Annotated in this window: 18 protein-coding genes; 7 read left to right on the forward strand and 11 right to left on the reverse strand. The window is 63.1% G+C overall.

The genetic code is table 11. From position 1 onward, the window contains the following. Window positions 1–9 precede the first annotated feature (9 nt). From OKW52_RS22605 to OKW52_RS22620, 4 genes are read left to right on the forward strand one after another with little or no spacing between them, the layout of a single operon-like run. Window positions 10–795 (forward strand): hypothetical protein, encoded by a 786-nt coding sequence (locus OKW52_RS22605; RefSeq protein WP_264507851.1) that lies wholly within the window; start codon window positions 10–12, stop codon window positions 793–795. Then, window positions 792–1,343: a hypothetical protein gene (locus OKW52_RS22610; protein WP_264507852.1), complete on the forward strand. Its 552-nt coding sequence runs from the start codon at window positions 792–794 to the stop codon at window positions 1,341–1,343. Before OKW52_RS22605 ends, OKW52_RS22610 begins: the two co-directional genes overlap by 4 nt. Then, entirely contained in the window at window positions 1,295–1,933 is a 639-nt protein-coding gene (locus OKW52_RS22615) for a hypothetical protein (RefSeq protein ID WP_264507853.1), read from the forward strand. Before OKW52_RS22610 ends, OKW52_RS22615 begins: the two co-directional genes overlap by 49 nt. Continuing rightward, complete coding sequence (locus OKW52_RS22620; protein ID WP_264507854.1) at window positions 1,930–3,225, forward strand: cytochrome P450; 1,296 nt, start codon at window positions 1,930–1,932, stop codon at window positions 3,223–3,225. Before OKW52_RS22615 ends, OKW52_RS22620 begins: the two co-directional genes overlap by 4 nt. Here the strand turns inward: OKW52_RS22620 and OKW52_RS22625 are convergent. Then, the gene (locus tag OKW52_RS22625) at window positions 3,215–5,005 is read right to left on the reverse strand and encodes a carbamoyltransferase C-terminal domain-containing protein (protein WP_264507855.1); all 1,791 of its coding nucleotides are present in this window, start codon (window positions 5,003–5,005) and stop codon (window positions 3,215–3,217) included. The two genes, OKW52_RS22620 and OKW52_RS22625, sit on opposite strands and share 11 nt — an antisense overlap. A gap of 397 nt (window positions 5,006–5,402) precedes the next feature. On the opposite strand from OKW52_RS22625, the gene OKW52_RS22630 reads away from it, so the two are divergent. Further along, complete coding sequence (locus OKW52_RS22630) at window positions 5,403–6,257, forward strand: SIMPL domain-containing protein (RefSeq protein ID WP_264507856.1); 855 nt, start codon at window positions 5,403–5,405, stop codon at window positions 6,255–6,257. A gap of 187 nt (window positions 6,258–6,444) precedes the next feature. On the opposite strand, the gene OKW52_RS22635 is transcribed toward OKW52_RS22630, so the two are convergent. From OKW52_RS22635 to OKW52_RS22655, 5 genes are all read right to left on the reverse strand, one after another. Further along, window positions 6,445–7,107: an ABC transporter ATP-binding protein gene (locus OKW52_RS22635; protein ID WP_264507857.1), complete on the reverse strand. Its 663-nt coding sequence runs from the start codon at window positions 7,105–7,107 to the stop codon at window positions 6,445–6,447. Continuing rightward, the gene (locus OKW52_RS22640) at window positions 7,107–7,868 is read right to left on the reverse strand and encodes an ABC transporter ATP-binding protein (protein ID WP_264507858.1); all 762 of its coding nucleotides are present in this window, start codon (window positions 7,866–7,868) and stop codon (window positions 7,107–7,109) included. Before OKW52_RS22640 ends, OKW52_RS22635 begins: the two co-directional genes overlap by 1 nt. After that, window positions 7,865–8,812, reverse strand: coding sequence for a branched-chain amino acid ABC transporter permease (locus OKW52_RS22645; protein ID WP_264507859.1), 948 nt, complete (start codon window positions 8,810–8,812; stop codon window positions 7,865–7,867). The genes OKW52_RS22640 and OKW52_RS22645 overlap by 4 nt, the downstream gene beginning before the upstream one ends. A gap of 1 nt (window position 8,813) precedes the next feature. Further along, window positions 8,814–9,713, reverse strand: coding sequence for a branched-chain amino acid ABC transporter permease (locus tag OKW52_RS22650; protein ID WP_264507860.1), 900 nt, complete (start codon window positions 9,711–9,713; stop codon window positions 8,814–8,816). A gap of 61 nt (window positions 9,714–9,774) precedes the next feature. Then, the gene (locus OKW52_RS22655) at window positions 9,775–11,067 is read right to left on the reverse strand and encodes an ABC transporter substrate-binding protein (RefSeq protein ID WP_264507861.1); all 1,293 of its coding nucleotides are present in this window, start codon (window positions 11,065–11,067) and stop codon (window positions 9,775–9,777) included. Between the two features lie 202 nt (window positions 11,068–11,269). Here OKW52_RS22655 and OKW52_RS22660 point away from each other — a divergent pair, with 202 nt between their 5' ends. Next, window positions 11,270–11,953 (forward strand): DUF2848 domain-containing protein, encoded by a 684-nt coding sequence (locus OKW52_RS22660; protein WP_264507862.1) that lies wholly within the window; start codon window positions 11,270–11,272, stop codon window positions 11,951–11,953. Next, on the forward strand, window positions 11,922–12,656 hold the full coding sequence (locus OKW52_RS22665; protein WP_264507863.1) for a GntR family transcriptional regulator: 735 nt from the start codon (window positions 11,922–11,924) through the stop codon (window positions 12,654–12,656). The genes OKW52_RS22660 and OKW52_RS22665 overlap by 32 nt, the downstream gene beginning before the upstream one ends. Window position 12,657: 1 nt before the next feature. Here OKW52_RS22665 and OKW52_RS22670 read toward each other — a convergent pair whose 3' ends face one another. The 5 genes from OKW52_RS22670 to OKW52_RS22690 are packed head-to-tail and all read right to left on the reverse strand — an operon-like array spanning window position 12,658 to window position 16,867. After that, on the reverse strand, window positions 12,658–13,992 hold the full coding sequence (locus OKW52_RS22670; protein ID WP_264507864.1) for an amidase: 1,335 nt from the start codon (window positions 13,990–13,992) through the stop codon (window positions 12,658–12,660). After that, window positions 13,992–14,378: a cupin domain-containing protein gene (locus OKW52_RS22675; RefSeq protein WP_264507865.1), complete on the reverse strand. Its 387-nt coding sequence runs from the start codon at window positions 14,376–14,378 to the stop codon at window positions 13,992–13,994. The genes OKW52_RS22670 and OKW52_RS22675 overlap by 1 nt, the downstream gene beginning before the upstream one ends. 4 nt (window positions 14,379–14,382) lie before the next feature. Continuing rightward, window positions 14,383–15,864 (reverse strand): 4-hydroxyphenylacetate 3-hydroxylase family protein, encoded by a 1,482-nt coding sequence (locus OKW52_RS22680; protein ID WP_264507866.1) that lies wholly within the window; start codon window positions 15,862–15,864, stop codon window positions 14,383–14,385. A gap of 23 nt (window positions 15,865–15,887) precedes the next feature. Further along, window positions 15,888–16,409: a flavin reductase family protein gene (locus OKW52_RS22685; protein WP_264507867.1), complete on the reverse strand. Its 522-nt coding sequence runs from the start codon at window positions 16,407–16,409 to the stop codon at window positions 15,888–15,890. Further along, entirely contained in the window at window positions 16,406–16,867 is a 462-nt protein-coding gene (locus OKW52_RS22690) for a MarR family winged helix-turn-helix transcriptional regulator (RefSeq protein ID WP_264507868.1), read from the reverse strand. Before OKW52_RS22690 ends, OKW52_RS22685 begins: the two co-directional genes overlap by 4 nt. Window positions 16,868–16,956 lie beyond the last annotated feature (89 nt).

The raw sequence follows: 16,956 nt of genomic DNA on the forward strand, positions 1-16,956 counted from the left end.
GTCGCCATTGTGAAGCGGATCGCCAAGCCGAGCATCGGCAGTTATGAGACGTGGCTGAAGCAGATCCTGAAGGCTGCCAACGTCTCCAGGTCGTTGAACCTTTGCTACATGGAGCATCCTGAGAGTTTTTCGGCCTTGGATCCCCTCGTGGACTTTCCGGATGCTCAGATTCTCCTGAACCATGCCGCGCGCGGTGAACCCTTCCTGATTGCCAGCACGCATCAGGGACCGCATTTGGCCGCGTGGTGGCTTGCCAAATTCCTTCCAAATTTGCGTATCTTGTCCAACCAGACTGCTGTACGAACGGACTCTCCGATCAGTGGCGCGCCGCTGGTGATCGACGGATCGTCCTCGGGCGGGCGCGAACTGCTTTCTCTGCTGAAGAAGGGAACGGCAATCGCAGGGTCGATTGATCAGCCCATTGTCGCGGACAAGAAGTTCGAAAGTGATCGTTTCACGCTAGAGCTGTCCCTCTTCGATTTGCCGCCGATCAGAGTGTCCACCCTGATTCCCCGACTGGCCTGGAAACACCGCGTGCCGAGTTACTGGATGGCAACGCGTCTGGACGCAGGGAAGATCCGGTTCGACCTTGCGCGCATGCCGGATGCGACCGAAGAAACCGGCTGGGCCGAATGGGCACAAATCTGGATGTCACAGTACAAAGCGCATCTGGAGCAGTATTTGCAGCAAGGCCCTGAGAACCTGAACCTGCCCAACGCGCTGTTCGAAGCGATAGCCGGGAGCATTCACAGGCACGGTGGCGGCGCCGCGCTGGCAGACGGGAAGACGCTGTGACGATATCCGCATCCAAGCCCGGGACAGGCCAAAATCTGCTGACCGACACGACAATCACACTGGCGCGCCAAACCAACGCGCGCATTCAGGGATTGATCGCACAGGCACCGGATCTTCAAGCGCGCTACGAAACGGCGCGAAAGATCATTCGCGCCTTTCGGAGGCCCAGTTTTTACGAGGTCAGCCAAAAGTGCAATCTTTGGTGCGAGGGCTGCTACTACTTCGAAAACGACAAACGGCAGGTTGTCGGAAACGAAATGTCCGATGACGGATGGGATGCCTTTTTTGCCGCCGAGCACGACAGGGGTGTCTCGATGGCCTATCTCGTGGGGGCGGAACCGTCGCTTTATCCCCACAGACTGCGCGCGGCGACAAAGAATATCCGGTACGGCAAGATCGGGACCAACGGCACCGTCGTCATCCCCCGCGACATCAGCTTTCGCATCGGCATATCGGTCTGGGGCAACGAGACGGACGATGCGGTGCTTCGGGGGGCTCGGTGCTGCGCAAGGCCATGCGGAATTATACCGGCGACCCCCGCGCCGTGATGCTGTTCACGCTGTCTCCGTGGAACCTCGACAGTGTCGGGGACGTCTTGAAGGCAGCAGAAGATCATGACGTGAAGCTGACGTTCTCCATGTACTCGGCGACCACATCCTATCTTGCCAAACTCACCGCCGGTACTGCGGCAGACAGCAAGTATTTCCGCCTTGGCCCCTCGTTGGCCCGGGCGGTCTTTACGGATGCTGATCTCGCCAAGGCCCATGAGGCGATGCTTGATGCCATGCAACGCTATCCCGACACGGTCATCTTTTCGGCCGAGTATGCGGATCTGATCACCCGGCCCGGTCCGCTGTACGACATGGATCCGGCAACAGGCCTGCCGCTTGATTGCGGCTCCCGCATCCGCGATCCGCTGCGTTATTTCGACACGGCAGGAACGCAGAAACAGATGAAATGCTGCACGCCCGATGTGGATTGCAATCATTGCCGCTTGTACAGCGGAAGCTGGTCGAAACTTTTCAAGCCGACGCAAAAGCACCTCGCCGATGTGGGGTCTTTCGAGGGTTGGTTGAGCATGATCGAAACCATCGGCCAGATCTTTCTGTATCCCTTTCCCTTTGAGAGCGACGCATGATCCACGTCCCCAAACTGAACCTGCGCGGTTCCGAGGCGACGCTGCGCTCGGCGGTCAAGGCGTGTCGCCTTCCCGAGCAGACATGGCCCGTGGACATCCTGCATCGTCGACTCTGTGTTTCGCAGCGCACCAGCAGAACGGTTGTGCTTCTGGCCGATCCCGCCGAGGTATCGCGCGTCCTTGTCGAAAGCGAAAAGCAATTTCCGAAATGGATGCCCATCTATCGCCATTCGGCAGCGCGCGAGACGGGAACCGGCACGATCTTCGCCTCCACGGACGCGGACTGGGCGCCGCTGCGCCGCGCGATCAAACCACTGTTTCACAGCAGCCGGTGGTCGTTGCTTGTCGATGTCGCCCGACATGCGACGCTTGACGCCACCACCACGTGCAATCCGGTGAACATCGAGGCGTTCTTCACAGCCATCTCGGTCGATGTGATCATGCGCACCCTTGTTGGCGATGACGCGGACGCAACAGCAGATTACCACCTTGCCGCCATTGCCCAGGGTCTGGTCGAAAAGCAGCACGCCGGTGATCTGCACGGGGCGATGCAGCATATTCACGAGTTGGCAACGACATGCACCTCCCGCGGCCCCGGCGCTGCTGCGATCTCCGGCGTTGACATGGCGGGCGCACTCCCACCCCGCCCGCGTCCGATGCAAGAGCCCTTCCTGGCCGACAACCGTCTTGCCCTGCTTTACGCAGGTCAGGAGACCACGGCGCTGACCATGAGTTGGTGCTTCTGGATCCTGGGGCAGGACGAGGAATTGCAAAGCAGACTGCGCAGCGAAACCCGCGACGCGCAAGCTGCCACAGGATCGCTGTCTCCCGAGGCGATCGGAAAGATGCCGCGGCTGATGGCGGTCCTGCGGGAAACCCTGCGTCTCCTGTCTCCCTCGTCCGCCACCGTGCGATGCACGACACAAGACGAGACCCTGTGCGGTCAAGCGATCCCCGCAAACAGCGTCATCGTGGTCCCCATCTACGCGATTCACCGTCACCGGGATCTCTGGGACCAGCCTGACACCTTCGACGCCGAGCGGTTCTTGCGCCCGATCAAACACCCGATGGCTTATCTGCCCTTCGCGGCAGGCCGCCATACCTGTTCGGCAGCGCGCAGCGTGATGTACGAGATGGCCGCCGTCCTCGCGACAATGCTGGACCGGTTTGAGTGGGTGACACACGCGCCCGAGGACATGGGTCTGACCAACAAGCTTGTGTTGTCCCCCACATCCGAAATGAAAGTGACACTCAACGCACTGGAGCCACGCGGCGCGGCCGTCATTGCATGAGAGACCAGGCCTGAACACCGTTTCTGGCCAGCCGCGCGGCATATCGGCGCAAGCGCTCTGCCGACGTCCGAACCGTGATGTCCACGCCCTCGAACGCGGGAAGAAACTGGCGCATTGCCAAAGTGTTTCTGTCCAGCCCGTGCGGATTGACCTCGGCGCGGAGACGCGCAATCTCTGCCGGCGCAGAGCGAAACAGCGGTGCTATCGACCGCTCGCTCAGAACTGTGGTATCACGAACCGCGTCGGCGACGACGGCATGGCGCCGCCCGTCCACGTAGACGGCGGGAAGGCCACGGCGTCTGGCAAAGATCAGGGCCTCTTCCAGCACGTTTATGATCGGCTCGCCTTTGTCGTTCAGAGACGTGTTGCAGAGCATCGGCACACCGGTACTGGCATGAAATGCCTGCAAAAGGTCATACAGAAGCGGCGCTTCTTCGCGTGTCAGGGTCTGGATGCGCGCAGACCGATCCAGATGTGATATCGCGGGAACGCGCGCGGCTTTCTCGGGTCGCAGCGTAAACGTGCGCAGCATGAAGGGCGACCGATCCGCGTCGCTGAACCATTCCCTGACCTGATCGGCCAGAATGACCGGCGCGACCGGCCGCCACCACTGGCGACGTTTGATCTGGTTCAGCCGGTCCTTCATCGTGTCCTGACGAGGATCGGCCAGCAGACTTCTGTGGCCAAGTGCGCGCGGCCCGATTTCGGCCCGTCCTTCCATCCAGACAATCGGACCCTTCGCAAGATCTTCCAGAATTACATCTGTCCTGACCGGGGCGGATGCCGTTTCGACCGACGCAAGGGAGCCGTGTCCTGAGCTCTGCATGGAAAACTGAAAGCGTTCCATTCGCGCCTTGAAGTACATCAACCCGTATCCGAGTGAGATTCCTCCGTCGTTCACGGCGGGCAGGGCCTGAAAATCGGCGAAGCCAAAAGTTCTCATCACATGGGAATTGCTGCGGCAGTTCAGGGCAAAACCGCCTCCCATGGCCAGAGTGGTTTTCGCCGGGTCCATGCCTTCGCTTTCAAGTATCCCTCGCACGGTTCGGCAGACCTGAGCCTCGGAAACCCGTTGGATGATCTTCATCAGCATCGCGATGCGGTTTTCCGACGCGCTGAACTGCGGATCAAATCCGGTGTGCCCTGTGCCCTTCGCGCTGGAGTCGAGCCCCGACAGGGTGGCATGCAAGCGCTGCACCCACTCATAGGCGGCCTTGTAATCCTGCATGGCGATCACCGAGGGAGCATCCTCGACCGAGCCCATGTACGCCGTCCGCGAGGCAGAACCCAGCGCCATCAGGGACCCTTCTTCCATCCCTGTCAGATGGCGTGCTGCGCTCCACAAAGGCGCCGGCGAGCTGACCGAAAACAAGCGGGCGTCACCCTTGCGAGACACAGCGCCAGCATAGAGGGGAGACTTGAGGCCGGGCTTGCCCAGAACGGTGTCAGGCCCTCCATCCAGCGCCAGCCCGATCATGTCGCCTTCGAAATAGCGATCGGTTTCAGCCAGCATGGCCCCGAACAGATGCGCCCTTGTATGCGCGTTCAGATCATCAGCACCGTCCCATGCCCCGTCACTGTGCGGCAAGCCGGGCGTGCCGAAGATCGCCCGCACATCAGAGCGGTCGACACCGGCCTCAGCCAACAACCTGTCAATCACCTCCAGCGCCTGCGCAGGATTGGCGAATGACCGGCTGTGATGCTTCTGGCCGGAATACCGCTCGAACTCCCAATACCGCACAAGGGTTACCTGCTCGCCCGTCTTGAGCCAGAGCGCCATGTTCTGATCATGGCGTACCGCAATCTCATACGCGTGACAGAGCGCATCAATGTGAGCGTATACAGAAAGATAGAGGCCGTCTTTGCAAGTCATGGTCAAACGCCACCCCCGGAAAATGAGACGCGACCATCGCATATGGAAAGGTCGCGCGCACTATCTGAGTGGATGTGTGAGCGTCGCCCGTCAGTGCCAGTGGCACAGCTTTGAGGTTGTGGTTCAAGGAGGTTCTGAGCGGCGGCGGCGCGACGAAAGATCGAAGGTTCGTGCGGTCAGAACCGCAGCACAGAGCGGTACTGCGAGGCGGAAATCGTCCAGACCCTGCTCGCCAGCGATACCGCGCGTGCGGCGTCCATCGGTGAAAGCCAGATCTCTTTCGCGATCTGGCGCTGCTGAGAATGTGATCACCAGTGACCGCGCGGTGCCTTGGAATGCGCATCGCGAGAGAGCATCACTATCGGTATCTACGTACGATCAGAAGGGCTTACCCATGCGACTGAACTTTCAACGATTTGGCGGACGTCACCTTGCTTTCTCCGCAGCTCTGGCGACTTTGATGGCGGCCTCGGCGACGGCCCAGCCGATGCCAGACCTGCAATCCTGTGGCACCGCTGGTCCTTCGCGGCTCAGTGTCGTGGGCGACGGACAGTCACGCGCTGCCCCGGATCTGGCGACGGTGCAGGTCGGCGTGACCACCCAAGCCGACAGCGCAGCGGAAGCAATGCGCCTGAACGCGCAACAACAGACGGCGGTGATTGAGGCCCTTGGCGCTGCCGGGATCGCCGGGGAGAACCTGCAGACCTCGGGCGTGACCCTGTCCCCGCAAATGGCTTATAACGAGGGCCAGCCGCCCACCGTCACCGGGTATCAGGCCAGAAATATGGTCAGCGTCCGCATGTCGGACCTGACTCGCGTCGGCGAGGTTCTCGACACCATCGTGGCCGCCGGTGCCAACGAGATCAACGGCATCTCCTTCACGCTTGAAAACGCTGCGGACGCCATGGATGACGCCCTTCGCGCAGCCGTAGCCGATGCGCGGCGCAAGGCCGAGGTGCTGGCCGAGTCGTCTGGTCTTTCGTTGGGTGCCGTCATCACGGTTCGCGACCTGCCGTCTGGTGTCAGCGATCCAAGCCCGATGATGCGCATGCAAGCCGATTCAGCAGGGTCAGTCCCCATCCAGGCGGGTGAAGCGAGTTTGGCGGCGCGCGTCGAAATCGTGTACGCACTGACCGGTGACGGCGCCTGCGCCCAATAACGACCAACCGCCCAGACGTGTGGCGGCAAGGGCGATACTGCGGAAAGGGCCCGTCGCCCTTTCCTATCCGCCCGGTCGGCGGCACGAAAGCCGACCGGGCGCGAGAGAGGGCAAGGCGTGCAGGCACACGTGGTCCTTCACCGCTTGTGTCGGATCGGCCCCCGAAAGCCTTGGGCACCGCGATCCGTCAGACCACGACTTCGTGCAACGCGCCACGTTCGATATGAAGCGTCTGCTCGGCGATGGCCTTGAGCAGGTGCGGGCTGGATTCGGTCACCAGGATCGCGACATCGCGCTTCTTGTCGTGCAGCGTCGCCAGTGTGCGGGCGTATTCCAGCGCCAGCGCCGGGGCGAGGCCCTGGAACGGTTCGTCGAGCAAGAGCACTTTCTCGGCCACCATCAGCGCGCGCCCCAGAGCCACGATCTTGCCCTGCCCGCCCGAGACACCGCCGCCGGGGCGGCTGCGCAGCGTGGTCAATTGGGGCAGAAGCGTGAAGATCTCGTCCAGCTTGCGGCGGCGTTCGGCCATGGGCATTTTCAGCGCCAGGGCGGGGACGAGGATGTTCTCCTCGACCGAGAAATCGCTGATCAGGCGACGATCCTCGGGCGCGTAGCCGATGCCCAGACCGGCGCGGGCATAGGCGGGCTGCTTCATCAGGTCGCACCCGTCGAGCTGCACCGAGCCGCCCTTGCTGGGCAACAGCCCCATGATCGCGCGCAGGGTCGTGGTCTTGCCCGCGCCGTTGCGCCCGATCAGGACCGTCGCCTTGCCTGCCTCCAGCGTGAACGAGACGTTGCGCAACACCTCGATGCCGGCGATCTCGACTTTCAGGTTTTTGACACTCAACATCATGCCACCCCTACCACGCTTTCCAGAACCCGCGGGTCTTTGAGCACCTCGGCCGGGCTTCCCTCGGCCATGATGGTGCCGGAACTCCAGACCACCACGCGGTCGGCGTATTTCTCAACGATATCCATGTCATGCTCTACAAAAAGCGCCGACAATCCACGTTGGCGCGCAGCGTGCATCAGGGTTTCCATGATCTCGAACCGCTCGATGGACGACACGCCCGAAGTCGGCTCGTCCAGCACCAGAAGTTTGGGGTTGAGCGCAAAGGCCAGCGTGATGTCGGCCAGCTTGCGTTGCCCTTCGGGAAGCGTGCCGGTCAGCGCATTGGCGTGCGTTTCCAGCCCGAGCAGTTGCAGCAGGTCCATCGCTTCGTCGCGGTAGGCCGGGCGGTCAAGCGGCGTCAGCGCCTGCCAGATCCCACGCCGCGCGGCAATGGACAGCATCAGGTTGTCGATCAACGTATGGTCGGTGAACAGCTGCGGGATCTGGAACGCCCGGGCAATGCCCTGCCGGGCAATGGCGCGCGGTTGCAGGCGGGTAATGTCGCGCCCTGCCAGCCGCACCGTGCCACGCGTAGGCTTCAGATAGCCGGTGCAGATGTTCAGGAACGTCGTCTTGCCCGAGCCATTGGGGCCGATGATCGCGACGAATTCGCCGTCGTTCACCGTCAGGCTGACCCCGTCGGCGGCTTTCACACCGCCAAAGGCGATCTCGAGATCCCGCGCTTCCAGCAGGGCGGAGGGGGTGTTGGACTGGGTCACAGGACCTCCTCCGCTTTGGCCGCACGGCGTCCGCGCAGCAGACCGACAATGCCGTTGGGCAGGAAAAAGATGACCCCCAGCAAGGCGGCGCCAACGATCAGGTTCCATGCCTCGGCCGCATAGCCGACGGCGAGTGTATGGATGCCTTCCAGCGTGATCGACCCGATGAACGGCCCGGCAACCGCGCTGAACCCGCCCAGAACCGCCGTCAGCACCAGATGGCCCGATTGCGTCCAGTAGAGGTATTCAGGCAGCACATGCCCCACTGCCATCGCAGCAAGCGCACCGCCGATTCCCGCCAGCATTGCCGAGACGGTATAGGCCGACAGCAGCGTCGCCCAGGCCGAGACGCCCAGATATTCCAGCCGCAGCTCGTTGGTGTGGATCGCGCTCAGCGCCTGCCCCATCGGGCTTTGCAGATAGCGGTGACCCAGCCAGCCCGCGCCCAGCATCAGGATCAGGCAGGCGAAGAACAACACGCCCTCGAACGTTTGTCGCGTCGGCTCCCAGCCCAGAAAACTGGGCACGCCGACCCGCAACCCGTCAGTGCCGCCGGTCAGGCCATAAAGCTTGGAGAACAGGGAATAGAGCACCATCGACACTGCCAGATTGAGCATGGCAAAAAAGATCGCCCGGTAGCGCACCAGAAACGCACCAAAGATCAGCCCGGCAACGCCTGAGACGACGGCAGCGGCAATCAGCCCGACAAAGAAATCACTGATCCCCGCCTTGGCGCTGAGAAACGCCACCGCATAAGCCCCAAGGCCGAAATACATCGCGTGCCCCAGCGAGATCAGGCCCGCACGCAGCAAGAGCGCGACACCAAGCGCCGCGAAGCCCTTGGCCATGGCGAGCGTCAGCATGAAGCGGGTAAAGGGAAAGACGACCGGCAGGGCCGCCAGCACAAGCACGGCAGCAATCAGCGCCAGCATTCGCTTTGACATCTCAAATTCTCCGAACCGGCGGTTTGCCGAACAGCCCATACGGGCGCACCAGCAGAACCAGCAGCATGACGATATACGGGGCGACCGCGTCCAGCTCGGGCACGTAATAGATCGCCAGCACCCGCACGAGAGCAACGATGATCGCGGCCAGTGCCGCGCCTTCGATCTGGCCCAGCCCGCCGATGGCGGCGACGGCAAAGGCCAGCACCATGGTGTCCGCGCCCAGTCCGGGGGCCACGCCCATCGTCGGCGTGGCCATCGCCCCACCCAGCGCCGCCAGAAACACGCCCAGCGTGAAGGCAAGCGTGAAAATGCGGCGCGTGTTGATGCCCATCGCTTCGGACACTTCGCGGTCGGCGACGACCACGGCCAGCAGCCTGCCAGTGCGCGTGTGGCGGATGAACAGTCGGGTGCCAAACAGCGCCACGGCGGCGACAGCGATCAGCAGCAGCTGATAATTCAGATAGATGATGCCGCCAATCTCACTGATGCCCAGCAGCGCCATCGGTGTGTCGGCGTAAAGCGACGAGACACCAAAGACGAGCCGCTGCAGGTCTTCAAGGATCAGGAACAGCGCGAAAGTCACCAGAATCTGCACGGCCTCGCCGCGCCCATAGGTCCAGCGCACCAGCGTCATTTCGATCAGCGGGCCAAAAAGGGCAGCGACAAAGGCCGCCGAGAGCAACAGCGCGGGAAAGGTCAGCCACGGGTTCAGCCCGGCGCTGATGATCCACAGACCAAAACTGGCCGCGACATACGCACCGATGGAGTAAAGGCTGCCATGCGCGACGTTCAGCACGCGCAGCACGCTGAAGGCCAGTGTCAGGCCGAAGGCGACGAAAAAGATGATCGCGGCATTGGCCAGCGCATCGACAAACAGGGGTATCAGGGTCGAGACCATGGGTTTCCTCGTGCAGATCGGGGGCGGCCCGGATCCCGTGCAGGACCGGGCCGCCGGGTCATCATTCGGCGGTAGCCGGAACGAGGAAGGGCGCAAAGAACTCTGGGCTGAGCGAGGCAATCCACGCGATCGGATCCGTGCCCATCGGCGGCATCAGGGCCGATCCGTCAAAGCGCGTCAGCTGGGTCATCGCCGGACGGTCCACACCATCGACAGCACCCACGGTGCCGACAATCTGATCGACGGGTGCGTCGTTGTCACCCCGGAAGGTGATCGTGCCGGTCATCGTCTCAACCGTCAGCCCCTCGAGGGCCGCAATCAGCGCAGCCGAATCCGGCCAGGCACCGCCATTGTCAGCAAGCGCCTTTTCATACGCCGCTTGCAGCACCAGAAACGCGTTCACCATCTTCATCGTCGGAAACACCGGATCTTCGCCGAAACGAGCGCGGTAGGCTTCAGCGAACGCACCGGCGCGGCCGATCTCGGTGGCCTCGGGCGAGCGCCAGTAGCCGTCACCCAGCACGCCAACGATGGTGCCTTCGGGCACATCGACGGTTTGCAGGATCGTCTCACCCAGTGCCAGCACGACGGTGCTTTGCTGGAACAGACCGCGCGGCATCGCCTGACGCACGAAGTTTTCCAGATCAGCGCCCCAGAGGTTCGAGAAGATCACATCCGGGCGTGCGGCCGACAGGCGCGAAATCTCGGTCTGATAGGTCGAGGCCCCCAGACGCGGGAACAGCTCGGCCACAATTTCGATCTCGGGGTTGATGGCTTGCAGCGTCGCCTGAACGATGGCGGCGGCATCATGGCCGAACGAATAGTCAGGGTTGATGAAAGCCACGCGGCGCACATCAGGATTCTGCGCCAGGAAGTAAAGCGCATAGGCCATGAACTCGGGGATCGTGTTGCCGTTCGGGCGATAATAGTACGACGACGCGCCGTCCAGCAGCAGCTGGTGGGTGTCGCAGTTCCACGCCAGCGTCGGCATTTGCAACTGTTCGGTCACCGGGGCCAGCGCCAGACAATTGCCCGAAGACAGCGCGGCGATCATCGCCTCGACCGTGCCGCTTTCGGCCAGACGGCGGTATTCGGAAATCACGCCCTGCGCACCCTGTCCCTCATCAACATAGGTCGGCACGATCGGCACGCCACCGATGCCGCCCTCGGCGTTGATCTGCTCGATGATCAGCTCGGCCCCCTGACGACCGGGCATCCCGTAGGCCGCCGCCGGCCCCGAGGTGAAGGTGAAGACGCCGACGCCCAGTTCAGCCGGGCGGTCCTGCGCTTGTGCTGCCCCGGTGACGGACAAGGCAGCCGCCAGCGCGATGGAAAGGATTTTCGGATGTCTCATGTCGGGCACTCCCTGAGTGGTGCTTGGCTGCATGGTGTTTTGGTCTTTTGCCGTGACTCGACGATAATCGTCTTGTGAAATATCACAAGCACATTATTGTCTCAGCTGTCAAGAACGCCTCCCTGCCCAACCGCCTCCCCCTGTCTTCCGGCGTCAGGTTGGCCGTTCGACACGCAGTTTTTTTGCTTAAGGATCAAAGAAGATGCAGCTTGAGATGACCCTGATCGACACCGCCAAAGCAGCTCCGCTTGCGGTTGAGATCGACACCATGGTGATCGCCGGATGGGCGGGCCGCGACGCGGCCGCCATGGAACACCACATCCGCGAACTCGAAGCTTTGGGCGTCAAACGCCCCACGGCGACGCCCACGTTCTATCGCGTCGCGCCGAATCGCCTGACCACGGCTGCGCAGATCGAATGCAGTGGGCCGCACTCAAGCGGCGAGGCCGAAACGCTGATCGTTGCGCATCAGGGTCGGCTTTACGTCGGTCTGGGATCAGACCACACCGACCGCCATGTCGAGACGTTCGGCGTGGCTGTGTCCAAGCAGATCTGTGACAAACCGATCGCCGAAACGCTGTGGCCGCTGGACGAGGTTGCAGGCCATTGGGACCAGCTGATTCTGCGCAGCTGGCTGACCACGGCGGAAGGCCGCGTACTGTATCAGGAGGGCACGGTCGGCAGCTTGCTGAGCCCGCAGGATCTGATCGCGCGCTATACGGATGGCGGCACCTTGCCCAATGGGACGGCGATGATGGGCGGCACGATGCCTGCAATCGGCGGCGTACGCGCGGGCCAGCGGTTCGACTGTGCGTTGATCGACCCTGTTCTTTCGCGGGACATCAAATTGGCGTATGACATTCTGGAATTGCCGATTGCAGGATGACACGCGTGGCGGAAGAAAAGCAGTTTTGGGCGGCGCGGCAGACACCGCGTCCCCACCCGCCCGCCGCATATCGTTGCGTGATCAGGCGTATGAGACGATTAAACAACAGATCGTGCGGTGCGAGCTGCGCCCGGGCGAAGCGATCACCGTGACCGACGTCGCCAACGCACTCAACCTTGGGCGCACGCCGGTGATACAGGCCATCGACCGGCTTGCCGTCGATGGTCTGGTCGAGGTGATGCCCCGCAAAGGCGTCGTCGTTTCGCCGGTCAGCATGAATGATTTCGTCGAAATTGTTGAGATGCGCGCGCTCAATGAGGGGCAGGCTGCCCGCTGGGCAGCCGAACGCGCCTCGCCCGTCGCGGTTGAGCGGATGGCGGCGAATGTCGAGGCAACATGGACCGCCGCGAAACGGGGCGCGCTGGAGGACATGATCGATTGCGACCGCGAGTTTCACCGCATGCTCAGCGGCGCGGCGCGCAACGCGATCCTGACCGAGTTTCTCAGCAACCTGCACGACCGCTCGCTGCGCTTCTGGTTTCTGTCGCTGCGCGCGCCGGATCACAACATGCGGGTCTGCGAGCAGCACGCCGCGATTGTCGAGAGCATCCGCGCGCGCAACGCCGATGCTGCCGAACAGGCGATGCGCGACCATATCACCGCGTTCAGCCGCAACCTGACGGATCAGATCGGGCTGAACTGAGTTAGCGCACCAGGGCTGCCTCAACCGCACGCGCCAAGGCCAGCAGGTGACGGTCCTGCAACGTTTCACCCATCAGGCTGAGCCCGATGGGCAGGCCATCCACCGGCAACGGCAGCGAGATCGCGCAGCGGTCGAGCAGATTGGCGACGGTCGGATTGCGCAAGCACAGCAGGTTGGTCTGGCCATAAAGCGCCTCGTCTGCGTCCAGATCGGCGATGCGCGGCGCGGTGATCGGCACGGTGGGCATCAGGACGGCGGCACAGGTCGCCGTCGCTTGATTGGCCCGCGCGATCATCGCGGCACGCTCGGCCAACAAGGCCTGCAGTTCACCCGGCTCCTGCGTCTCGCCGCGCAGGATGCGTACCGACACGCGTGGATCATAGGCGTCGCGCTGTGACGCCAGCAGCGCCTTGTGCACCGCCAGCGCCTCGGCCGCGACGATGCCGCCGCGCGCGTTGAGCGTGGGCAGACGGTCGAGGTCCGGCAGTTTCAGCGACACCAGCGTCACCCCTGCGGCCTCCAGCCGTTTGAGAGCGGCGGCATAGGCGGCGGAGACCTCGGGGGTCATGTCGTCGGTGACGTAATTTTCCAGCACACCAAAGCGCAGGCCGGAAAGCTCCGGCTGCTCGGTACTATATGCGTCATCGCCGGTCAGCGCGGCGTCGATCAAGGCGCAGCAATCGACGGTTTTCGCAATCGGCCCAATGGAATCAAGCGTTTGCGACAGCGGATAGGTGCCAGTCGCTGCCACGCGCCGGGCCGTCGGCTTGAACCCGGTCAGCCCGCAGAACGCCGCCGGGATGCGGCACGAGCCGCCGGTATCCGTGCCCAAGCCCGCCGCCGCCATGCCATCCGCCACCGACACCGCTGCGCCCGAGGACGAGCCGCCCGGAATGCGGCTGCGGTCCGCCGGGTTGCCCGGCGTGCCGTAATGCGGGTTCATGCCAAGGCCGGAATAGGCGAATTCAGTCATGTTGGTGTGGCCCATGACCACCATCCCCGCCGCACGCAACCGCGCCACCGGGGCAGCATCGCTGCGGGCCGGGGCGGCCTGCGCCAGAACGCGGGAACCGGCGTGGGTCACCTTGCCTTCGATATCGAACAGCGCCTTGATCGACACCGGGATGCCCGCCAGCATCGGCAGCGCCTCGCCGCGCGCGCGGGCCTCGTCGGTCAGACGGGCCTGCGCGAAACTGCGGTCGGGGTCGATCATGGTGAAGGCACGTGCGCCCTCGCCCGCCGGGTCAAGGATGCGCTCGAGGCATCCCTGCGCCAGCGCCAGCGCGGTGGTTTCGCCCGCCGCCAGACGGCGGGCCAGGTCGCGGATCGGTTCCATCACTGGTCCTGATCGAAATAGTGAATTTCCAGCAACACGCAGCCGCCCTCGGACTTGAACGGTCCATGATAGGCACCGGGCGGACGGCAGGCGTAGGTGTTGGGCGCAAAGGCTTCACCCCCCTCACCGTTCGCATCATTGCCGACCGTCAGATCGCCCGAGACGAGGTAAACCTCTTCCCAATACTCATGCACGAAGGGCGCTGTGGTGAAGACCCCGGCATCGAAGCGCAACAGCCGCGTGCGGTTGCCGAACTTGCGCTCTTCGTCGAGGTATCCGGCCAGATATTTCTGTTTGATCCCCTCAGGATAGCCCGGTGGGGTGTGCCACCCGTCCGGTCCCATGTCGATGGCGTGGAATTCCTTGTGTTCCTTGTCGATGGTCATGGGGTCACTCCGCTGCGGTTTTCACGTGCGCCAGCTCGTCGTCAAGCGCGTAGGTGTCGAGCATCCGGTTGACCAGCCCGGTCGAGCTGTCCCAATCGAAGGTCCGAAAGGCGTGGTTCTTGGTCACAAAGGTCGCCCCTGCGTAGAACATCTCATACTGCGTATGACGAGAGGCGAATTCCGAGCCAATGGCATCCCAGGCAAGCTTGAAGAACTTCACCCGGCCTTCGGAATCGGTGGTCGGCGATTGCTGGGTCTTGCCGATCAGCGCGCGGGTTTCAGGATCGGCAAAGTCGGCCAGTGACGAGGGCAGCATGATCAGCCCGCCGCCGGCCAGCTCGCGCAGCGAGCCGATGAAGGCGTTATAGCTTTGCTGGGTCAGCACCTGCGCCGCGTAGAGCGTGGCGGCGTCGGGCACGAAATAGCCGTTGCGATGGGTGCCCTTGACCTCCATCGAATGCACCAGCGCATCGACCAACGTGCATTGCGCCGACACCTGCCCCAAGGCCTCGCGCACCGCCGGGAAAGCGATGATGCCGTTGGTCTCGGCGATCTTGCGGGCGATTCCGGCCAGAAAGCGCATCTTCACCATCAGCCGGATCTGCGCCTGATAGTTCTGATAGACATGCGCCGGGGTCGCGTGGAACTGCGCGGCGGTCATCTTGATGTCCTGATTGATGAAGACCCGGTCCCACGGCACCTTGACGTCATCGAAATACAGCACCGCGTCATTCTCATCAAAACGCGAGGCCAGCGGGTAGTCGAACACGCTGGACGCCGCCGCCTCGTAGCTTTTGCGCGACAGGACTTTCAGACCCTTGGTGTTCATCGGGATCGCAAAGGACACCGCATAGCGTTCCTCGCCTTCGCGCAGCGGCTGGATGCAGGTGACGAACACCTCATTGGCGACAATGCCACCGGTCGCCAGCATCTTGGCACCGCGAATGGTCAACCCTTCGGCGTCCTGATCGACGACACCCGCCGACAGGAACGGATCGGCCTGCTCATGCGCGGCCTTCGAGCGATCAGCCTGCGGGTTGATGATCACATAGGTCAGATACAGTTCGTTATCACGGGCATAGCGGTAATAGCTTTCCAGCGCCCCTGCCCGTTCCTTGTCGTAAGCCTCGAACGCGGGCAAACCCATCACCATGCCGGAAATGCACGACGCCACGTGATCCGGCGCGCGGCCCAGAAAACCGCCGTGCAGTTCGGTCCATGCGACCAGCGCCTTGCGGCGTTCGACCAGCTCGTCAAAGCTGCGCGGCAATTGCCAGATCCGGTTGGCGCGCGCGCCATCACCGGTATCAAAGGTCATCAGCTCGACATTCTCGGGCGCGGACTGGAAGTCATACAGCTTGGCGACCGACTGCACGGTCTGGCGAAAGGCGGGGTGGGTCGTGACGTCGCCAGCGGGTGTGCCGTCAATCGTTACCTGACGGCCATCCTGCAACGAGGCTACGTGGTCTTTTCCGGTCTTCAGCATGGGGTGTCTCCTGTTGGGGGCAGTCAGTAATGAATGTCGAGCGGCCAGAGCGGCGGCGCGGCCTGGCCACGGTCGAGGCTGGCGTAGCGGCCTTGGGCAAAGACCAGCGGGTGGCGGTCGGCATGGGCGGTGAAACGGACGATCCGGGCGATGAACAGCACATGATCGCCACCGTCGTGGCGGGTATGAGCGGCGCATTCAAACCGGGCCGCCGCGCCCGGCAACAGCGGCGCGTCACCGTGGCCGGGGGTATGCGCGATCCCCTCCCACTTGGCACCGGGGCGGGCGAAACGGTTGGACAGATCTTGCTGGTTTTCCGCCAGAGCGTGGATCGCATAGGCCTGCGCCCGCTCCCAGTGCGGCAACCCTCGGGCGCGCTTGTCGATCGAGAACAGGACCAGCGCCGGGTCCAGCGAGAGGGCGTTGAACGAGCTCATCGTCATGCCGAGCAACTCACCGTCCACCCGCGTCGTCATCACACAGACGCCAGTCGGGAACTGCCCCAACGCACGGCGCAAAGCCATTGGGTCCGGCGCGTCGGTCATAGGGTCTCTCCGCTGTCGTCGAGCAGGTAGTCCGCCAGTGTCACCGCCCGCTCGGCACTGCGACGCAAGGCGTGGATGGTGCGGCACTGGCGCTCGAAATCGTCGCGCGACAGCGGCTCAAAGATCGCGTCGTTGATCTCGCGTTGCAGCGGTGCGAGCTGGCGCAGCAACGCGTGGCCGCTGTCGCTGACGCTCAGCCGCACACGCCGCAGGTCGTCAGGGTTGGGCGCCTTGTCCAGCACGCCGATCTTGACCAGCTTCTTGGTCTCGACCGTCACGAACGGCGCGGACAGGCCCAGCTGATCGGCAACGTCCTTGACGCCGACACCAAACTGTCCCTGCAGCTGCCGGATGGTCACCAGCAGCGTGTATTGCACGCCCGTCAATCCGATGAACCCGCCGAACCTGGCCCGCACATGTTCAAGGCTGCCCAGCAGCGACAGCATGTCGTGCAGCATGTTGCGGAAGTTCGAGATCCGAGTTGCCGACGAGCAATTCTTCGCGACTGACAGTCAGGTCGGTGCGGGGAGAGGTATCCATCGAATCG

Origin of the sequence: Pararhodobacter zhoushanensis (genome assembly GCF_025949695.1) — a bacterium.
Lineage (GTDB): Bacteria > Pseudomonadota > Alphaproteobacteria > Rhodobacterales > Rhodobacteraceae > Pararhodobacter > Pararhodobacter zhoushanensis_A.

Coding starts and splice junctions, on each gene's coding strand:
- OKW52_RS22625 (WP_264507855.1), bottom strand. CDS start 5,005: ATGGCGCTCTGGCTCAAGACGGGCGAGCAGGTAACCCTTGTGCGGTAT.
- OKW52_RS22690 (WP_264507868.1), bottom strand. CDS start 16,867: ATGCTGCACGACATGCTGTCGCTGCTGGGCAGCCTTGAACATGTGCGG.
- OKW52_RS22645 (WP_264507859.1), bottom strand. CDS start 8,812: ATGTCAAAGCGAATGCTGGCGCTGATTGCTGCCGTGCTTGTGCTGGCG.
- OKW52_RS22635 (WP_264507857.1), bottom strand. CDS start 7,107: ATGTTGAGTGTCAAAAACCTGAAAGTCGAGATCGCCGGCATCGAGGTG.
- OKW52_RS22685 (WP_264507867.1), bottom strand. CDS start 16,409: ATGACCGACGCGCCGGACCCAATGGCTTTGCGCCGTGCGTTGGGGCAG.
- OKW52_RS22675 (WP_264507865.1), bottom strand. CDS start 14,378: ATGACCATCGACAAGGAACACAAGGAATTCCACGCCATCGACATGGGA.
- OKW52_RS22650 (WP_264507860.1), bottom strand. CDS start 9,713: ATGGTCTCGACCCTGATACCCCTGTTTGTCGATGCGCTGGCCAATGCC.
- OKW52_RS22680 (WP_264507866.1), bottom strand. CDS start 15,864: ATGCTGAAGACCGGAAAAGACCACGTAGCCTCGTTGCAGGATGGCCGT.
- OKW52_RS22665 (WP_264507863.1), top strand. CDS start 11,922: ATGACATTCTGGAATTGCCGATTGCAGGATGACACGCGTGGCGGAAGA.
- OKW52_RS22660 (WP_264507862.1), top strand. CDS start 11,270: ATGCAGCTTGAGATGACCCTGATCGACACCGCCAAAGCAGCTCCGCTT.
- OKW52_RS22655 (WP_264507861.1), bottom strand. CDS start 11,067: ATGAGACATCCGAAAATCCTTTCCATCGCGCTGGCGGCTGCCTTGTCC.
- OKW52_RS22670 (WP_264507864.1), bottom strand. CDS start 13,992: ATGGAACCGATCCGCGACCTGGCCCGCCGTCTGGCGGCGGGCGAAACC.
- OKW52_RS22620 (WP_264507854.1), top strand. CDS start 1,930: ATGATCCACGTCCCCAAACTGAACCTGCGCGGTTCCGAGGCGACGCTG.